Raw genomic sequence first — 20,064 nt, forward strand, 5'->3', positions numbered from 1 at the left:
CAACCTTTTGCAAAAGTGATATTCCAATATTTGGAACCACAGATGAACACAGGTTAACACAGATAAATCAACTCCTGACTTGCACGCAACTTGCACTCCACTTTGGGGGTTCGGTCAAATCTAGAAAAATCTGGGCGAGAGTTCAACTCTCGCCCAGATTTTTACAGGTTTAATGGGCATACAGCCCCTACAAAGCCTAATTTATTTAGCGTTTTGCTGCTGTGACCAAATGCGTGTTGGTAATCCCCAAACGTAAATAAAACCTTCTGCTGCCTTATGGTCAAATGTATCTTCAGCACCGTAGGTTGCCAAGTCAGGGGTGTAGAGGGAATTTTCTGAAATACGCCCAACTATGGTAGCGTTGCCTTTGAATAGTTTCACCCGCACAGTTCCAGACACTTGCTCTTGTGTCTTTTGAATAAAGGCATCGAGTGCACCTTTTAAGGGACTGTACCACAGACCGTTGTAAATTAATTGGCTGTAAGTCTCCTCAATTCCACGCTTATAGTGGCTAATATCTGCTGTCAAAGTCAGGCTTTCTAAATCACGGTGTGCCTGAATTAACACGAGCAAAGCGGGAGTTTCATAAATTTCCCGCGATTTGATACCTACCAAGCGGTTTTCTACCATGTCGATGCGTCCAACACCGTGATTCCCAACTACCTGGTTGAGTTGTTGAATCAAATCAACTGGGTTGATGAATTCGCCATTCAGAGTGGTAGGAACTCCTCTGGAAAATCCAATTTCAACATACTCTGGTTTGTCGGGAGTGTCGGCGATCGCCTTCGTCATCAAATAAATTTCTTCTGGTGGTTCCACATTCGGGTCTTCCAGAGGACCTGCTTCAATACTCCGACCGAGCAAGTTACGATCAATGCTGTAGGGAGACTTTTTCTTCACTGGCGAGGGAATGCCATACCGTTCCCCGTAGGCGATAGTTTCCTCGCGACTCATTCCCCATTCTCGCGCTGGGGCAAGAATTTTGAGATTGGGGTTAAGCGCGGCAGCTGAGACATCAAAACGTACTTGGTCATTTCCCTTACCAGTGCATCCGTGGGCGATCGCATCAGCACCATATTTTTCTGCCGCTTCGACTAATGCTTTGGTAATCAACGGACGAGCAAGGGCAGTACTTAAAGGATAGCGATTTTCATAAAGAGCGTTTGCTTGAATTGCGCGAAAAGCGTAGTCTTTCACAAAGTCTTCTTTAACATCCACCACCAGCGATTCACTGGCACCCGATTTCAGGGCTTTTTCTCTGACAGGTTCTAATTCATCCCCCTGTCCTAAATCTGCTGCTAAGGTGATCACTTCTTCCACACCCCATTCATGCTTGAGGTAAGGAATGCACACAGAGGTATCTACACCACCAGAATAAGCCAAAACAACTTTTTTCGCGCGACCCATTTGTCTCTCCAATAGCAAAACTCAACAATGAGTCATTACTATCTAACCTATTTACGTTTATTTTTCAACTAAATGACATTATCATAATGTGTCTATATTTTCAATAATTTAGATCAATCTGTGATGTGATCCAAATCATTTATTGTCATTATTTCTTTTCTAGGGATAGCATTGAAATTAAATCTTGCTTGAACAAAGGATGAATTGGCATTACTGCTAAAGACTTGGGGTGAGTGAGTTGTAAAGTTATCTGATTGATCCCAAAAGTTTGCTCTAGATGAGTTTGTAGTTGCCCAAGTAGGCGATCGCGTTGTTCAACCGTCGCACAATCCACACTCAGATGAGCACAAAGCATGATCTGTTCTCTGCTTATTCTCCAAATATAGAGTTTTTCCACCTGCAAAACATCAGGAAAAGATTTCAGAAAAACTTCTACATCAGCAGGGTTAATAGATTTTGGTGCATACTCCAAAAGAATTGAGAGACTTTCTTGGACAAGTGGCAAAGCACTTAAGATCATAAAGCCTGCAACTACTAAGCTAATAGCTGTATCTGCCCATAACCAATTCCAGAAGTGAATCACAATAGCAGCAACCATCACACCCACAGAACTCGCAGTATCAGCGATAATATGAAGCACAGCACCCCGTAGATTGAGATCATCGTGAGAGTGGGGATGCAGCAAAGTTATATTGAGCAAATTGATGATTAAACCTAACATGGCTACCGCTAACATGGGCAAGCCTGAAATTTCTTGTGGACTTTGAAAGCGGTGAATTGCTTCCCAACAAATGAAAATAGCAATCACAAGCAAACTTAACCCATTTACCAAAGCCGCCATAATTTCAATACGGCGATGTCCAAATGTTGCCCTCGCAGCTGCAGGTTGCTGTACTAACCAACTGGCAAACAGCGATATTCCCAAAGCCACTATGTCACAAAGAATATGTTCTGCATCTGCCCGTAGAGATAAACTTCCACTCCACAAACCGACACTCCACTCAGCAACAAAAAACCCAGCAAGTAAACAAACAGTGATTGATAAAAGCTGAGTTTTTCGACTGTTTTGATTTGTTTTGACCGAATTATCTAAACACCTACAGTTGCAATCTTGCTCTAAAAGCATGACCCAAATAACTCCATGTAAATGAGATTTTTAGCATTAATAATATCCACAAATTAGCTTACCGTGGGCATCATTAAACAACTGACGTTTTGTATTGCAGTACGTTTCCTGTGGTGTATTAAATAGCACATTTTTTGTTTAACTCAATTTCACAATGACTTTACGACTGCTTTATAACAAATTTATTACGACTTTCCTAATTATTACGTACTATGAATTAAGACAAATTATTTGTTTATACTCAGTGTCCTATTAACATAGAATATACGGTAAATTATGCTCCGTTCACACATCAAATGGTTTATACCAGTAGCTTTAGCTTTCAGTGGTTTCGGGTTAAATGTGCAAAGGGCGAGCGCACAGGCTACCTATAATACCTATGAATTTACTACTAACTATAAGACATCAGTCGAGATTAACCCGTTCCTACCAGAACAGAACATTCTCAGGGCAACCATCACAGGGGAAAATGCTGATGCTCCTTACGGATTGACTAAATTTATTAGCAATACTTATGGACAATCTGAGTCTCGTGGAGCCAACACATTTACCAGATTCAATTCAGATCCAACCGTATTTGGCATAGAAGGCAAAACACTTGGCGACATATACTACGGTGATGGTGCCAATAAGTTATTTGGACTAGCGAATGACAGCGCTGAAATTAACCCGATCGCAGGCACAATTAAAGGTAGTGGTACTATAACTATTACCAATGGAACGGGCATATTCCAAAACGCTACAGGCAAAATAGATTTTACTGAGGAGGACGCACTTGCTCCCCCAGGGGTTCCTTCTATTGGTAACGCTATCCTGAAATTCTCCTTGCGGACTCCTCGGGCGGTTCCAGAACCAACAGCCACTCCAGCACTAATCGGCTTGGGTGTACTTGGAGCAGGTTTTTTGTTGCGCAAACACCATCGTAAAAAGACTTTCAACTAAAAAAGCTGCAAGTTGTAGCACCATAAAATTCATTGAAACCACCTCAAAACCGAGAAGGACTGAGGTGGTTTCGCTTTAGGGAACAGTGCTGTAGTCGTTATTGTCCTATCCTGGAGGTAGACGAGCACGCTCGTTTTCTTATTTTGAACTTTGAACTTTGAGAGAAGTCAGAGCGCCGGCTTCCGGCGATCTGAACTTCGGTGATTTTGAATTATTTACTGTTGTGGGTGAGACTGTGTTTTTTAGTGTTGTTATTCCGACTTACAATCGTAAGCCAATTTTGGAAAAGTGTCTTAGGGCTTTGGAGACGCAGCAACTGAGTGCGTCAAGTTCAATGACTGGTTACGAAATTGTCTTGGTGGACGATGGATCTGATGATGGCACGTTAGAGTGGTTGAAAGCGCACAAAGGCGAATTTCCCCATGTGAAAACGTTTCATCAAAACCACGCAGGACCAGCAGCCGCCCGAAATTTGGGAGTAGAAAAGGCATTAGGGGACACTATTATTTTTGTTGATAGTGATTTAGTTGTTACGAAGAATTTCCTGCAAGCCCATGAATCGGCACTGGTGGAAGGAAAGGAGAAATTGGGGAGCGATCGCTTCTTTACCTATGGTGCAGTCATTAATACTTGTAATTTTGACAACCCCACTTCTGAACCGTACAAAATAACAGATTTTTCCGCAGCTTTTTTTGCCACAGGAAATGTAGCCATCCCCAAGCATTGGTTAGAGAAAGCTGGACTTTTTGACACTGGTTTTCAACTTTATGGTTGGGAAGATTTAGAGCTGGGTGTTAGACTCAAAAGTCTTGGGTTAAAACTTATCAAATGTCCAGATGCTGTTGGCTATCACTGGCATCCACCCTTTAACTTACAACAAGTGCCCAACTTGATTGACAAAGAAATTCAGCGTGGACGCATGGGAGTGTTGTTTTATCAAAAGCATCCTACTTGGGAAGTGCGAATGATGATTCAAATGACTTGGTTACATCGCTTACTTTGGGGAATTTTATCATTGAATGGCATCCTCAACGAACGTACAATGGCACCATTTTTGCAATGGCTAATTGATTTAGGAAAACCACAGTTAGCTTTAGAAGCTGCTCGAATTTTTCTTAACTGGTACAACGTCAAGGGTGTTTATCAAGCTTATTCCCAAATGCAAAAGGCAACTTGAAAAGAAACTCTGGGACATCGGCTTTGTGCTTGTACAGATGTAGTAATTTCCTCTTTTAAATGTCGTATTTTCTCAACTTTTTTAATTTTCCAATAGCTGGCACAACTATGTTACCTTAGTATGGTTAATTAATCTCGCACATTCAGGAGTACGTCGGGTGTTTCCTGGTTTTGGAAATACGCCTGAATGGAGGTTTAACCCGAATAGGAGTAAAAAAGATGGCTGTTGTTTCATTGGCTCAAATGATGGAGTCTGGGGTTCACTTTGGGCATCAAACCCGCAGATGGAACCCGAAAATGTCTCCATACATTTACACTGCTCGTAATGGAGTACACATCATCGACTTGGTGCAGACTGCCCAGTTGATGGAAGAAGCTTATGCGTACATGAGGTCACAAGCTGAGGCTGGCAAGAAATTCTTGTTTGTTGGTACCAAGCGCCAAGCAGCAGGAATCGTTGCCCAAGAAGCCGCCCGTTGTGGTTCTTACTACATTAACCAGCGTTGGTTGGGTGGAATGCTCACTAACTGGGCAACTATCAAAACCCGCGTAGATCGCCTCAAAGATTTGGAACGTCGGGAAGAAAATGGCGCTCTCGATTTGCTGCCAAAAAAAGAAGCCTCAATGTTACGTCGGGAAATGACGAAGCTTCAGAAATACCTGGGTGGAATTAAAGCTATGCGCAAAGTACCCGATGTGGTCGTGATTGTAGACCAACGGCGGGAGTATAACGCAGTCCAAGAATGCCAAAAGTTGTCAATTCCGATTGTGTCCATGCTGGATACTAATTGTGACCCAGATGTGGTTGATATTCCCATCCCAGCAAATGATGACGCCATCCGGTCAATTAAGTTGATTGTAGGCAAATTGGCGGACGCCATTTATGAAGGTCGTCACGGTCAATTGGATTCAGAAGATTACGAAGATTACGACGGCGCAGAGGAAGACTACGACTACGAGGAAGGTGAAGGCGATTACTCTGGCTTGGGAATTCCCAACGACGAAGAAGAAGAATAATTGCCTGCTGAGTTTTGAGTGTGAGTGCCGAGTGCCGAGTAAAATAATAGTACTCGGTACTTAGTGGTACTTTCTATTTATGAGTTTCTAGCTGTAGGTATAATCCTAAGTTAGTGCTAAATTGTGAGGCAGTTGCTCGACTAGGGTTCCCCGGCATAAGCAAACTGCCGTTCGCCGTAAGGCGTGCGCTCTGCGCACACCCGGAGGGTGAGTTCTTTTGATTGAGTACTCACAACTCATGGCTCAGGACTTTGTTAAAATTCAGAACTCAAGATTTTATTTGAGAATAATTAAAACTGTCAATGAAGTAGGAATTAAGGCAACATGGCGGAAATATCTGCAAAACTCGTCCAAGAGCTACGTCAGACAACCGGTGCTGGTATGATGGACTGCAAGAAGGCACTAAAAGAAACTGACGGTGACATACAAAAAGCCATTGAGTGGCTGCGACAAAAGGGCATCGCTAAAGCCGATAAGGGCGCAGGACGTATTGCGGCAGAAGGTTTGGTGGATACATACATTCAACCCGGAGGTGAGGTTGGTGTACTCATAGAAGTCAACTGCCAAACTGATTTTGTTGCCCGTAACGAAGCTTTCAAAGCCCTGGTTCAAAATCTGGCGAAGCAAGCAACGACTGCTGAAAATGTTGAGGCAATGCTTGCTCAACCTTACATTGAAGATGAAAGTGTTAACGTAGAAGATTTCATCAAGCAAATGAGTGGTCAACTTGGTGAAAATATCCAACTGCGTCGCTTCGCCAAATATGCACTCTCCACAGGCACAAAAGGGATAGTAGACAGCTACATCCACACTGGTGGTCGGGTTGGTGTGTTAGTCGAACTAAACAATCAAAACGATTCAGTGAGCGATCGTAGCGAGTTTCAAACTCTCACGCGGAGTGTAGCCATGCAAGTTGCGGCTTGCCCAAACGTTGAGTACGTGAACGTAGACGAAATTCCCGCTGAGGTTGCCCAAAAAGAAAAGGATATTGAAATGGGGCGGGATGACTTGGCAAACAAGCCACAGAACATCAAAGAAAAGATTGTTCAAGGACGAATTGAAAAACGTCTACAAGAAATGAGTTTGCTAGATCAACCTTATATTCGCGATCAGAGTATCACGGTAGAAGAATTGATTAAGCAAAACGCGTCAAAACTAGGCGATAGTGTTCAAGTTCGTCGCTTCATTCGCTATATCCTCGGGGAAGGCATTGAAAAGCAAGAAAGTAACTTTGCAGAAGAAGTAGCAGCACAAATGGGCAGCAAATAATTGAGTCATTTATCATTAGTTATCGGCAAAAGATAGGTGACACAAGACTATTTAACTTAACAGGTCAAGCAAGTTTAGCTGACCTGTTTTTCATTCAAACTCAACGAGATATCAGGTTTTCAACACATTGAGTCAACGTTACTATAGATTAAAGTGTGTATCTTAGTCTCAATCCAAAATTCATATCCAAAAACCCAAAATTCCAAAGTTCTTTGGGTGATTTTTGAAAAATTATAAATACATTTGTACCATAATAAGGTTCAGATGCATGATAGCAAGAAGATATGGCGAAAGCAATCGAGCAAATTGAACGAGAGATATTAGCATTAGAGGAAGCAATACAGGCGATCGCAAAAGAACTCCGAAGCGCCTACATAAATTATCTCGCTGCCTTGGGTCAAACTGTACAGAGGCAGTTGATTCTGGCGACTTATCATTTGTGTACCCAAGGGTATCCTGAAACTTTTTTGAGTTTGTCATTGAATCAGCGACAACAATTGCAACAAGCTATTCGTAAGTTGGGTCAACAAACAGCCCAGCAGTTGCAAGCCCTTCTCAAGACGGAACAAGAGGAACAACACAACGAAGACGAGGAAATTGATGAGGATAAGCAAACAGATCAACCCTCGTCTTATACTCCCGTAACTCTACCCACTTCTCCCACTTCCCTAACTCCCCTAACCACTTCACCAACTTCCCCAACTCCCCCAACTTCCCTAACTCCCCCAACTTCCCTAACCTCCTCAACTCCCCCAACTTCCCTAACCCCCTCAACTTTGTTCTCTTTATCCTCGCTGCAAAGCGTGTCGTCTTTTCCAAACACCTCTAACCCTGTAGAACTAGTAAAATGGCAACAGAATATAGAGAGACTCACACAAGAAAAGCTCAAAAGAGTTTCTCGTGAGGCTAATCTTCGCTTACAAAAAGCAGGGATTTTACCTAAAAAATTACCAGAACCGATTTTAGAAGCAGCTACAGCAGCTGCATCAGAAGCTTCTGGTGAAGTGATGCCAGGGCCACCCAATCTACTAAACTTGGTTGTTGAAATTGACAATGAACCGCAATCAGAAGACTCTAATTTGACACAAATCATGGCTCTTAATCTGCGGCTTGGGGAAATTGAGTTTGCTGATCCGACACTCTCGTCTTATCGCAAGCAGATTCACAGTGTCTTACTTCAGCTTCGTAGACGAGGACAGGAGTATCACAAAAAACAGCGGGAACGTTCAGTTGCCCAAGCTGAAGCAGCATGGCGTGCTATTTGGTCTGAGGATTAATGATCTGTTCTTTGTCCGAAGTCAAATGACAAATGACTAATGACTACTGACTAATGAGTAATGACTACTGACAAACCAGATTGGATACGATTACAGAAAGCTTTGGCAATAGAAGCAGAAAAAGGCTTTGCTGATTTACTGGGTAAACAATACCGCTTCAGTGAGTTTCTTACCCTGACTTTTGGCAAATTCCCCATAGACTTACCTGGTATTGAACGTCGTCGCTGGCAAGAATTGGCAGCTGAATTTGCTAATTATCCCAATCTGGAACTGGAAGATAGACAACACTTAGTCGCAGAAACTCGTAGATATCTGTACCAAGTTCAGCAAGTGGTTGAAGGAGAAGGGGAAGCAGGGAAAGCCAGGGAAGCAGAACAGCAGGGGAGTTGGAGAGCAAAAGAAAATTCTTCTGGATATTCCCCACTCTCAAAATCTCCAATTGTTGGTGAAGTCAGTCGGAACCTTGCTCCCAATCTAGACCAAAAGCTGAGTGACTTACCAGAAATAGGCATTAGAAAATCTGCTAATTTAGCACGTCTTGGTTTATACACTGTACGCGACTTACTTTACTATTATCCTCGTGACCATATTGACTATGCTCGTCAGGTGAATATTCAAGAGTTGGTGGCGGGGGAGACGGTGACAATAGTCGCAACAGTAAAGCGCTGTAACTGCTTTACAACTCCCAAAAACAACAAATTGACGATTTTAGAAGTGCTGCTGCGTGATCAGACGGGTCAGCTCAAAATCAGCCGATTTTTTGCTGGTACACGCTATAGCAGTCGTGCTTGGCAGGAAAGTTTTAAGCGTCGCTACCCGAATGGCAGTATTGTAGCAGCATGCGGGTTGGTGAAAGAAAGTAAATATGGTCTCACGTTGGAAGACCCAGAATTGGAGGTTTTGGGACATGCAGGAGATACAATTGAGTCTTTAATAATTGGTAGGATAGTCCCTATTTATCCACTGACAGAGGGAGTGGGGGCGGATTTGGTACGACAAGCAGTTATTGCTGCTTTACCTGCCACTGTCCATCTCAAAGATCCACTGCCTAGCGGTCTGCGAGATAAGTATAATTTGATGGAATTGAAGGAAGCAATTCATAATATCCACTTTCCTCCAGACAGCGATAGTTTGCAAGCTGCCCGTCGCCGCCTCGTTTTCGATGAATTTTTCTACCTGCAACTTGGGTTACTCCAACGTCAACAGAAAGCCAAGGAAACTCAAACCAGTGCGATTCTTGCCCCAAAAGGTCAATTACTGGAAAAATTCTCCGAAATACTGCCGTTTAAACTGACTAACGCACAGCAACGAGTCATTAACGAAATTCTCAACGACTTGCAAAAACCTGCACCGATGAATCGTTTGGTGCAAGGGGATGTGGGTTCTGGTAAAACTGTTGTTGCTGTAATTGCTATCCTTGCTGCTCTTCAATCTGGGTATCAAGCAGCACTGATGGCTCCCACAGAGGTTTTGGCAGAACAGCATTATCGCAAGTTAGTGAGTTGGTTTAACCTCCTGCATTTACCAGTGGAATTACTGACAGGTTCTACTAAGATTGCCAAAAGACGACAAATTCACGCCCAGTTAGAAACGGGTGAATTGCCGCTTTTAGTGGGAACTCATGCCTTAATTCAAGACCCTGTCAACTTTATGCGATTGGGTTTAGTTGTGATAGATGAGCAACACCGTTTTGGGGTGGAACAACGGGCGCGTTTGCAACAAAAAGGCGAGCAACCTCATGTATTAACTATGACGGCAACTCCGATTCCTCGAACTTTAGCGCTGACAATACACGGGGATTTGGATGTGAGTCAGATTGATGAATTACCACCAGGAAGGCAAACGATTCAGACGACTGTGCTCATAAATCAGCAACGTAGCCATGCTTATGAGCTTATTCGCCGGGAAATTGCCCAAGGACGACAAACTTATGTGGTTTTGCCATTGGTGGAAGAATCAGAAAAGTTGGATTTGCGATCGGCAGTAGAAGAGCATAAAAAGTTACAGGAAAGCATCTTTCCAGAGTTTCAGGTGGGGCTGCTTCATGGTCGGATGAGTTCAGCGGAAAAGGACGAAGCTATTACGAAGTTCCGCGATAACGAAACTCAAATTTTGGTTTCTACGACTGTTGTAGAGGTTGGAGTCGATGTGCCGAATGCAACAGTTATGCTCATTGAAAATGCAGAGAGGTTTGGCTTATCTCAGTTGCACCAACTCCGGGGACGTGTTGGTCGAGGTGCGGCTAAGTCCTATTGTCTTTTACTGAGTAGTTCCAAAAGTTCAGATGCACAGCAACGTCTGAGGGTTTTAGAACAATCTCAGGATGGCTTTTTCATCTCGGAAATGGATATGCGTTTTCGTGGTCCTGGGCAAGTTTTGGGGACTCGTCAATCAGGTATACCAGATTTTACTTTGGCGAGCTTGGTGGAAGATGAAGAAGTGTTAATTTTGGCGCGACAAGCCGCTGAGAAGGTGATAGAGATAGATCCAACTTTGGAACGTTGGTATTTGATGAAGGAAGAGTTGAAGTATCGGTATGAGCGGTTAATGGGTGGAGCGATTTTGACATGATTGATCATGATCGCTTGTTTAAGGAACTGCTGACCACATTTTTTGTGGAATTTTTAGAGCTATTTTTCCCCGAAGTTATTGCTTATTTAGAATCTGATTGTTTAGAATTTTTGGACAAGGAAATTTTTACTGATATCACTGCAGGTGAGCAGTATGAAGCTGATTTAGTCGTTAAGGCTCGATTTAGAGAGCAAGAGTCATTTTTTCTGATTCATGACGCATTGTCAAGGCACGTTTCGGGTAAGAAGCTTCTTACCCGAAAGCTGCCGCCCCTAAAAAATTGGGCAGCCTTTGTCTGTTGATCTGTGGGGCAAGACGCGTACTCGTTGTAATAAGGCTGCCCAATTTTTTTACGTGTAAGACCCCCGTATAGAAAACCAAGCTTATTCACAAGCAGATTTTGGGCGACGAATGTTTCGTTATTTTGCTCGATTGTTTGAAAAATTTGCGCTTCCTGTGTACCCAATTGTCATTTTTTCCTTTGATTCTCCACGTACGCCTCAACCAAGTGTATATAGAGTGGAATTTCCCGACAAAGTCGTTTTAGAACTTAATTACGCAGTATTACAGTTAAATCGTTTAAATTGGCGAAATTTCTTGCGACAAGAAAATCCCGTAGCCAGTGCGCTTATGGCTAAAATGAACATAGCCCCAGAAGAACGCCCTAGAGTTAAGTCGGAATGTTTGCGGCTGTTAGCTACTTTGCGACTTGATCCTGCACGGACAAAAATGATTTCTGGATTTATTGATACTTACCTAAAGCTAAATGCTCAAGAGGAAGAGATTTTTAAAACAGAGATTGCGAAGTTTGAACCAGTTCAACAGGAGGTTGTTATGGAAATTGTCACTGGCTGGATGGAAGAAGGGATACGACGAGGAAGACAACAAGGTAGACAGGAAGGAAGGCAAGAAGGTAGACAGGAAGGTAGACAGGAAGGTAGACAGGAAGGTAGGCAGGAAGGTAGACAGGAAGGTAGACAGGAAGGTAGACAGGAAGGTAGACAGGAAGGAGAACTGGCAGTCATTATGCGCCTACTCAACCGGCGAATTGGTATAGTTGAGCCTGAGTTACAAGAACGTATTCGTCAACTCAGGCTCAATCAATTAGAAGATTTAGCTGAGGTGTTGTTGGATTTCTCCACCGCAGAAGATTTAATTGCTTGGCTGAATAAACAACAGGGGTAGAAACCATCACGCGTCTACCCCTGTAGTGAAAATTGGTAAAAGCTCGTTAAGCTTAAAGAAACTCAATAGTATCAACGAAACCTAAAACATTCTGCTTGATATCCTCAGCTTCCTGTTCAAGAGAACTTGGTTTTTCTTTGTCAAAAAAGCTGTGCTGACTGCTGACGATATACAAAAGATCACCATAGCTAAATGCTAAAACACCACGGTATGCATTCAACTTAGTTGCAGTACCGTTGTTTCCTGTTTTCGTAACTGTTGAACCTTGGGGCATATCAACTAATACGAAGTAAGCCCCTTCTAAGATGTCTTCCAGATATTCAGTATGCTTTACCTGAGAATCTGGTAAATTAGCAACAATTGTTTGAGGCACATACTTACTCAGGAGAAATGAACGCAGATATTCTTGGTGTCCCACAGAATCCATTTCCTCAGTCTGTTTTGAGGAGATAGGAAAGTAATCGATTCTTAACAATCTGCCAGAATCATCAGAAAAGCTGACTGAGCTTTCTTGAGTTTCAACTCTACCACCTTGTTCAGAATTTACAGGAATTAGAACGATAAAATTACCTGAGGGTGATTCATAGACGTTTGGGTTTAAGTCTTCGTCAAATCCTGTCTCATCCTCGTCTTCTAGCAAGTCTTCATCTTCTATCTCTTCAAAGGCGGCGATCACCTCATCTATCACTTCTTTCGCATCTTTATCGTTAATTCCCAAAGCTTCTTGGAGCTTTTTGAGTAAAGTCGTTTTTCCTTTGGGTATACGCACTTCCTCTTCGTCTACAAGTACGCTGACTCCCGCAGCATAAGCATCTAGTACTAACTCGCCTGTCAGAGAACCTTTTGCACTGTTAAATAGTGCTCCTATCTGACTTTCTTCTGCAATGGCTACGACTTTATCCAGCGTTTCTAATAATTCATCATCTGAGTATTCCTCAAAAATCTCAAGTCCCCAGAGGATATCCGCCAAAAGATCTGGATCTAGTTCTTCTAATGAAGAATCAGCAGCAGCTGTGACAACCGCGATCGCCGCAACTGCTTCTTCTGGACTGATTGATTCTTGTAATGTTTTTTTTGAGTTAAAAAACTTGTCGTACTTGCCCACGACTGCTCCTTCCTAAAATGGTTCGCTAGTGATAACACAAATCTAGTATCAATGGGTAGTTTAGCAATCAGTGAGTCTCCTGTTGTTCTATTTTCACAAAAAGGTTTTTTATGAGGTGTACTCAAACGCTAAATCAGAACTACTATATCTCAACCGCCAATGTAGATTTAACCTTTGCAAAATTTATATTTTTACTCTTGTAGTAGTCTGTCAAGGTAACGCCTGCTGAGTTAACATTCTCCGCGTCCTTGTCTCACCGTGTCCCCGTGTCAGCCTCAACCCGTCAATTTTGAGTTGACGAACTAAAGCGAGTAAAACGCATTCTTATCTTATATCAAGTTACTGCTCTGCGGACTTTATCGCCTGTGTGAACTTCTACCACATCTTAATTGCGTTAGCTGATAGATATAAACGCAAATCTGTTTTGCAAAATCTAAAGAAACTATAAAATCGTCTACGATTGAATGTGATATACCTTACGTAGAGGCAAGCAATCGTCGTCGAACAATCAGGGCATCAAAATCAGGAGGTCAATACAGATGGATACAGTAGCAAAAGAGACTTTATTGCACTCATCCTCCAAAGAGCGATCGCTCGTCCTGTGGTTTGATGAGGTGGGCATTACCGACATACCGATAGTTGGTGGGAAGAATGCATCTTTAGGTGAGATGATTCAACAATTGACACCAAAAGGCATTAATGTTCCGATTGGGTTTGCGACTACAGCTTACGCTTATCGCTATTTTATTGAAGGTGCTGGGCTAGAAGAAAAACTGCGCAAACTGTTTTCTGACTTGGATGTAGAAGATGTAAAAAATTTACGAGAACGTGCGAAAAAGGCGCGATCGCTCCTGTTACACACACCCTTTCCAAAAGAGCTAAGGGAGGCGATTGTTAAAGGATACCAAACTTTGTGTGAGCGATACAACCCAGACACAGACGTAGCAGTGCGCTCAAGTGCTACCGCAGAAGACCTCCCCGACGCCAGTTTTGCCGGACAGCAAGAAAGTTACCTCAACGTGACTGGTATAGAAAGTGTTTTGGGCGCTTGTCACAAATGCTTTGCTTCCATATTTACAGACAGGGCAATTTCCTACCGCCACACCAAGGGATTTGACCACTTCAGTGTAGCCCTCGCTGTTGGCGTGCAAAAAATGGTACGTTCCGATTTAGCATCTTCTGGAGTCATGTTCTCCATTGAAACAGAAACAGGTTTCAAGGATGCTGCACTGATTAGCGCGGCATACGGTTTAGGAGAAAACGTTGTCCAAGGATCTGTCAACCCAGACGAATACTACGTTTTTAAACCAACTCTTAAAGAAAATTTTCGCCCAATTGTCGATAAAAAATTGGGTAGTAAAGAATTAAGAATGATTTATGATGACGGCTCGAAATTTACGAAAAACGTCCTAGTTCCTGAAAGTGAAAGAGGCAAATTCGCTCTGACTGATGATGAGATTTTACAACTAGCTCGTTGGGCGTGTTTGATTGAAGAGCATTATTCCACAGTCAACGACACTTACACCCCAATGGACATCGAATGGGCGAAAGATGGTATTACCAACGAATTGTTTGTTGTGCAAGCCCGTCCAGAAACTGTGCAGTCTCAGAAGACGGAGAATGTATTGCGGACTTATCGCTTCTTAAAGACAGATCAGGCAGATGAGAAAGCAAAATCCTCCTCATCACCCGATATTCTACTCACCGGACGTGCGATTGGGGAAGCCATCAGTCAAGGTAAAGCGCACCTGATTACAGATGTGCATAAAATCGAACAGTTCAAAGCAGGGGAAATCTTGGTCACAGATAGAACTGACCCCGACTGGGAACCGATAATGAAAAGAGCAAGTGCGATTATCACCAACCAAGGTGGACGCACCTGTCACGCGGCGATTATTGCGCGAGAATTGGGTGTACCTGCAATTGTGGGATGTGGTAACGCTACAAAAATTCTGAAAAATGGTCAAGAAATCACGATTTCTTGCGCGGAAGGGGAAGAAGGACGAGTTTATGCTGGGTTATTGCCCTTTGAAGTCGAAGAAGTTCCCCTTGAAGACTTACCCCGCACCCGTACCCAGATTCTCATGAATGTGGGTAACCCTTCAGAAGCATTCAGTTTGTCTGCGATCCCCAATGATGGGGTTGGTTTGGCGAGAACTGAGTTTATCATCGCCAATCATATCCAAACTCATCCAATGGCGCTGATTCATCATGACGAAATAAATGATCAATATGTCAAAGCTAAAATTTCTGAAATCACTGCACTTTATGACGACAAACCCCAGTATTTTGTTGAAAAATTAGCTCAAGGTATTGGTAGAATTGCTGCGGCGTTTTATCCCAAACCAGTTGTCGTCAGGATGTCCGATTTTAAGAGTAACGAGTACGCGAACTTGTTGGGTGGTAGACAGTTTGAACCTGAAGAAGAAAATCCGATGCTGGGGTGGCGAGGCGCAGCGCGTTACTATGATCAAGGTTACAGAGAAGCTTTTGCTCTAGAATGTCACGCCCTCAAGCGAGTTAGGGATGAAATGGGGTTGACAAATGTGATCGTAATGATTCCGTTTTGTCGTACTCCCGATGAAGGGCGTCTCGTTTTGGCAGAAATGGCAAAAAATGGTTTGCAGCAGGGTGTGAATGACTTGCAAGTTTATGTGATGTGCGAGTTACCCAGCAACGTCATGCTGGCTGATGAGTTTGCAGAAGTTTTTGACGGATTCTCAATTGGTTCCAATGACTTAACTCAATTGACACTTGGGTTAGATAGAGATTCCGGGTTAGTGGCGCGGTTATTTGATGAACGCAGTGAGAGTGTTAAGCGGATGGTGAAGTTGGCGATCGCCGCTGCCAAAAAGCACAATCGTAAAATCGGCATTTGTGGACAAGCACCCAGCGATTACCCGGAGTTTGCCCAGTTCTTAGTTGAACAGGGGATTGACTCTATGAGTCTCAATCCGGATTCGGTTTTAAAAACCATGTTGGAGGTGGCTAAAGTCGAACAGCGATCGTAAACCTCACCCTGCCCTGTCGGGCATCCCTCTCCTTAGTAAGGAGAGGGAAAGATTTTAGCGCAGCTAAAAGCGAGGGTGAGGTTTTGAGCGTTCCGGTGTGTACATCGTAGTTAGTAAGGAGAGGGGAAAAGGGAGAGAAAGAGGTGAAATCTGAGAGGAATGTACACATTTGATATACTCCTACCTCATCCGTTTTTGACCTCAGATCTTGCACCTCGACCTGAGTACGCCTTGAACTGAAGTTCAAGGCTAATAAGCCAAGTCCGTTAAAACGGACTGAAAGACTAACAAGAGTCCGTTTTAACGGAATTCATGAAAACTTTCCTTGTGCCTTTGTTGCTAACATCAGTTATCTTTAGTTAAAAGTTTAGCAGAATGATCATAGCGGTTCTCACTTCGGTGCAATACAGTCGTCACCTCACCCCGCATTTGACTCTCGCAAACGCTCCCCTCTCCTTACCAAGGAGAGGGGCTGGGGGTGAGGTCGTTTTATCGTAACTAATTAGGCGAACTTGATATTACATTTAAACTTAGCCACCCCACACATCTACTTCACTGCAGCACAACTACTATTAGGTGCAGGCTGTTCCCGTTGTACACCAACCTTGGTAGGATCATAACCGACCAGCACCACCTGACCTTTTTCGTTATATATCCATCCTTGAACGGGTACTATCTTTTTGACAGTAGGCTGTTGAGATGGCTGCTTATAGGTTGTACTTGTTGAATTCACTGTCCTGGTGACAGGCTGAATTAAATCAACGCGCACATTGTCACTACTGAGGACTTTTTGGGGATCAGTTGGAAGTCCGCCACGTCCTGTGATCGTAAAGCTACTACCAAAACCTTTGGAACAGGGATTTTGGGCAACCTGCTGAGCGGGGTCGATGACAGCTTCTGACAATTCAAATAATCCACGAGTGGGGTCAGTTAGCTGTGTGTTAAATTGCACAATTCCATTGAACTGCGGACCTGCTTCAGAAGTGGCTGAGATGACGCTGTCTGGTGAAAGAAATCTGCCGCCGGTGGTTGTTATGAAGATATTGCCTCCATAACCTTGTTCAGCATTGGCGGTAATTTTGCTATTTTCTAAGGCTACCAAGTTACCAGTGTTGATGGTAATGTTGCCTCCCGTTGCTGTACCTGTGGCGTTAGTAGTGATGCTGCTCTTGCGGCGCAAGATTAAGTCGCCTGAATTCAGGGTAATGTTGCCCTCTCCCCCATTTGTGTTGGCGGTAATTAATGCCTGGTTGTCTAATCGGATGTCCTTAGCAGTTGTGATGTTGATGTTACCTGCAGCGCCAGTGCCAGTGTTAGTGTTAGTGGTAGAGATTCTACCGCCATTGGTTAGAGAGAGCGATCGCGCATTAATATCAATCCCACCTGCATTACCCACAGCCCCAGTGTTAACATTACTGAAGATGCCACTGCGGGTACCATCATTGACTCCTGTAATTGTGATGCCGTTGCGAATATCAAGCTTTACCTTTCCGGCATTCCCTTGTCCAAAAGTGCTGGTAGAAAGTAGAGCGCCATCAGTGAGTGAGAGTTTGTCTGCGCTAATACGGATTTCTCCGCCATTACCTATGCCTGTGTCTTCCACCCTACTGAAAATGCCACTGGGATAATTGTCTTCGCCATCGCTACTTATTCCTGCAAACGAAACCTCACGAGCGGAAACGATAACATTACCTGCATCTCCTAGTCCACCAGTGCTGGCAGAAAGTTGAGCACCATTGGTGAGTGAGAGTTTGTCTGTGGTGATACTGATGTTTCCGCCATTGCGCTTGATTTGTTCAGCATCTACTTGGTTGACATCAGTTATGATCGAAGTGCCATCTCCTGCCAAGGAAACAGTATCCCTAGCATTAATCGTTATATTACCTCCATTTCCCTGTCCAGAAGTACTGGTAGACAGTCGAGCGCCATTGGTGAGTGAGAAGTTGTCTGTGGTAATCTCAACGCCACCCGCATTACCCACACCTCCGGTGTTGACATTATTGAAGATACCACTGCTGGTACCATCATTGACTCCCGCAATTGTAACGCCGTTGCGAATCTCAAGCTTTACCTTTCCGGCATTCCCTTGTCCAGAAGTACTGGCAGAAAGTCGAGCGCCATCAGTGAGTGAGAGTTTGTCTGCACTAATACGGATTTCTCCGCCATTACCTCTGCCTGTGTCTCTCACCGTACTGAAAACGCCACTGGGATAATTGTCTTCGCCATCAGTAGCTATTCCTGCAAACGAAATCTCACCAGCTGTGATAACGATATTGCCTGCATTCCCCTGTCCAGCAGTGCTGGCAACTACTTGAGCACCATTTGTGAGTGAGAGCTTGTCTGTGATGATGCTGATGTTTCCAGGACTAATGGCTTTTGTGGCATCTTCTCGTACAACGGCGGAGATACGAGTATTATTGCCCCCTAAGGAGAAGTTTCCTTCTAAGGAGGCATTACTGGCTTTGATAAACACGTTACCTGCACTTCCTTCACCAAGTGTATTCGTAGACACTACTGCGCCATTTTTGAGAGTTAGGTTCGTGGTTGTTAATTGAACGCCACCTGCGTTGCCTACACCTTTTTCTTCTACAGTGCTGGTAATTTCACCTCCATCAACCAAAACAGAACCTTTGGCATTAATTTCTACACTGCCTGCATTACCAAGACTGAAAGTTTTAGCACTGACAAAATTCCCATTGCCCAAAGTTAAGTCTTTTGTCGTGATTTGAACACTACCTGCATCACCCTTCTTAGCGCTAGGTTCCACACGAGAGCCAATGGCACTGTAAGCTCCACCGCTGTTTCGACCATCTACAGAGATGGTATCGCTGGCATTAATCTTGACGATACCACCATTTCCTGTGCCGAAGGTGCCACCAATAATTTGAGAGCCATTTTTGAGATCTAGAGAACCAGTGGTGATATTGATGTCACCTGCATTGCCCACACCTGTTGATTCTACGCTGCTCCTTATTGGACTGTTGTCCAAGGAAATGCTACCTTTGGCATTAATTGTCAAAATACCCCCATTGCCTGTGCCGGAGGTACCGGTACTCAACACAGCTCTATTCTTGAGAGTTAGATTTTGAGTCGTGATTTGAATGTTACCTGCGTTGCCCAAGCCTCCCTCTTGTACAAAATTAGCTACTCCGCTTCCATCTAAAGAAACAGTATCTTTTGCATCAATTTTAATATCGCCTGCTTGAGCGCCTGGTGTTCCTAAACCAGTTTGTATTCCTGCAAAAAGAAGACTTCCTCCCGAAAGCTCTAAATTTCTGGCATTCACTGCAATATTGCCGCCGCCACCTGCGCTAACGTAAGCGATCACACGATTAGTCAGCGAGACATCAGCACGTTGCACTCCCACAGGAAAACTCAAACTTCCATCACCATTAAGTCCCACCGTTCCCGCCGCAGATAATCCTCCTAACTCAACTCGTCCTGCTGGTGCGAACAGTATCCCGCCATTTAAGTTGACGTTACCGCCTACCAGTGCTACAGAGTTTCCTTGAGGAACCTCAAGACCAGCAGATTGACTTGTGATATTTTGAGGATTATTCCTAAATCCCAATCCAATCGGAACATTGATAGTTAACAAATGACAGTGGTGGATACAGTTCCATCAGAAGTTACTTGCTGTGCAACTGCAATGGCGAGTGGCGCAAGAGTTGCTAAGGTTGCTAGGGGTAAAGTTAACAGAAACAGGGATATCTTTTTCATACAATATGCATTTTATAAATAATTTTTCAACGGTGAGCGAAGTCGAACCGTTGACAAAGACTCTTATCAATCACAAGTTGACTCTAGGGGCACAAAGCAATACTGTACCCCTACATATGATTTTTCGTTCCAGAAGAATGAAAAGCACAACAGAACGAATCAAATTGTGGATGTAAGTATTTATAGCATCTTTAGTACGCGCTAATACTGAATTTTTTAATATTTTTGACGATGAACAACAGTGCCTTAACAAGGCTA

General features: G+C 43.6%; 12 protein-coding genes and 1 pseudogene. 8 read left to right on the forward strand and 5 right to left on the reverse strand.

Features of this window, described 5'->3' with window-relative positions:
* Nucleotides 1-201: 201 nt before the first annotated feature.
* Together DP114_RS03880 and DP114_RS03885 are read right to left on the reverse strand one after the other, a co-directional pair.
* A complete protein-coding gene (locus DP114_RS03880) occupies nucleotides 202-1,407 on the reverse strand; it encodes an argininosuccinate synthase (protein ID WP_169264888.1) in 1,206 nt (401 codons plus the stop codon).
* A gap of 148 nt (nucleotides 1,408-1,555) precedes the next feature.
* Nucleotides 1,556-2,533, reverse strand: a complete 978-nt coding sequence (locus DP114_RS03885) for a cation diffusion facilitator family transporter (protein ID WP_171975494.1) — start codon at nucleotides 2,531-2,533, stop codon at nucleotides 1,556-1,558.
* Between the two features lie 276 nt (nucleotides 2,534-2,809).
* On the opposite strand from DP114_RS03885, the gene DP114_RS03890 reads away from it, so the two are divergent.
* From DP114_RS03890 to DP114_RS03925, 7 genes and pseudogenes are all read left to right on the forward strand, one after another.
* A complete protein-coding gene (locus tag DP114_RS03890) occupies nucleotides 2,810-3,475 on the forward strand; it encodes a PEP-CTERM sorting domain-containing protein (RefSeq protein ID WP_211178419.1) in 666 nt (221 codons plus the stop codon).
* Between the two features lie 223 nt (nucleotides 3,476-3,698).
* Nucleotides 3,699-4,652 carry a glycosyltransferase family 2 protein gene (locus tag DP114_RS03895; protein WP_171978112.1) on the forward strand — a complete coding sequence of 318 codons (954 nt, stop codon included), beginning with the start codon at nucleotides 3,699-3,701 and terminating at the stop codon, nucleotides 4,650-4,652.
* A gap of 218 nt (nucleotides 4,653-4,870) precedes the next feature.
* Nucleotides 4,871-5,668, forward strand: a complete 798-nt coding sequence (rpsB, locus tag DP114_RS03900; protein ID WP_171975495.1) for a 30S ribosomal protein S2 — start codon at nucleotides 4,871-4,873, stop codon at nucleotides 5,666-5,668.
* 324 nt (nucleotides 5,669-5,992) lie between these two features.
* Entirely contained in the window at nucleotides 5,993-6,937 is a 945-nt protein-coding gene (tsf, locus tag DP114_RS03905) for a translation elongation factor Ts (protein WP_169264885.1), read from the forward strand.
* A gap of 284 nt (nucleotides 6,938-7,221) precedes the next feature.
* Nucleotides 7,222-8,214 (forward strand): primosomal protein, encoded by a 993-nt coding sequence (locus DP114_RS03910; protein WP_169264884.1) that lies wholly within the window; start codon nucleotides 7,222-7,224, stop codon nucleotides 8,212-8,214.
* A 60-nt stretch (nucleotides 8,215-8,274) separates the two neighbouring features.
* Nucleotides 8,275-10,785: an ATP-dependent DNA helicase RecG gene (recG, locus tag DP114_RS03915; RefSeq protein ID WP_171975496.1), complete on the forward strand. Its 2,511-nt coding sequence runs from the start codon at nucleotides 8,275-8,277 to the stop codon at nucleotides 10,783-10,785.
* Nucleotides 10,782-11,970: pseudogene (locus DP114_RS03925) on the forward strand (Rpn family recombination-promoting nuclease/putative transposase). The gene recG and the pseudogene DP114_RS03925 overlap by 4 nt, the downstream one beginning before the upstream one ends.
* 52 nt (nucleotides 11,971-12,022) lie before the next feature.
* Here DP114_RS03925 and DP114_RS03930 read toward each other — a convergent pair.
* Nucleotides 12,023-13,075 carry a tellurite resistance TerB family protein gene (locus tag DP114_RS03930; RefSeq protein WP_169264882.1) on the reverse strand — a complete coding sequence of 351 codons (1,053 nt, stop codon included), beginning with the start codon at nucleotides 13,073-13,075 and terminating at the stop codon, nucleotides 12,023-12,025.
* A gap of 539 nt (nucleotides 13,076-13,614) precedes the next feature.
* Here DP114_RS03930 and ppsA point away from each other — a divergent pair.
* Nucleotides 13,615-16,086 (forward strand): phosphoenolpyruvate synthase, encoded by a 2,472-nt coding sequence (gene ppsA / locus DP114_RS03935; protein WP_171975497.1) that lies wholly within the window; start codon nucleotides 13,615-13,617, stop codon nucleotides 16,084-16,086.
* A gap of 547 nt (nucleotides 16,087-16,633) precedes the next feature.
* On the opposite strand, the gene DP114_RS03940 is transcribed toward ppsA, so the two are convergent.
* Both DP114_RS03940 and DP114_RS35670 read right to left on the reverse strand, forming a co-directional pair.
* On the reverse strand, nucleotides 16,634-19,684 hold the full coding sequence (locus DP114_RS03940; protein ID WP_171975498.1) for an S-layer family protein: 3,051 nt from the start codon (nucleotides 19,682-19,684) through the stop codon (nucleotides 16,634-16,636).
* Nucleotides 19,678-19,806 (reverse strand): hypothetical protein, encoded by a 129-nt coding sequence (locus tag DP114_RS35670; RefSeq protein WP_256379339.1) that lies wholly within the window; start codon nucleotides 19,804-19,806, stop codon nucleotides 19,678-19,680. The genes DP114_RS03940 and DP114_RS35670 overlap by 7 nt, the downstream gene beginning before the upstream one ends.
* Between the last annotated feature and the right edge of the window lie 258 nt (nucleotides 19,807-20,064).

The sequence above is a fragment of the Brasilonema sennae CENA114 genome, assembly GCF_006968745.1.
In the GTDB taxonomy this organism is placed as follows: Bacteria; Cyanobacteriota; Cyanobacteriia; order Cyanobacteriales; family Nostocaceae; genus Brasilonema; species Brasilonema sennae.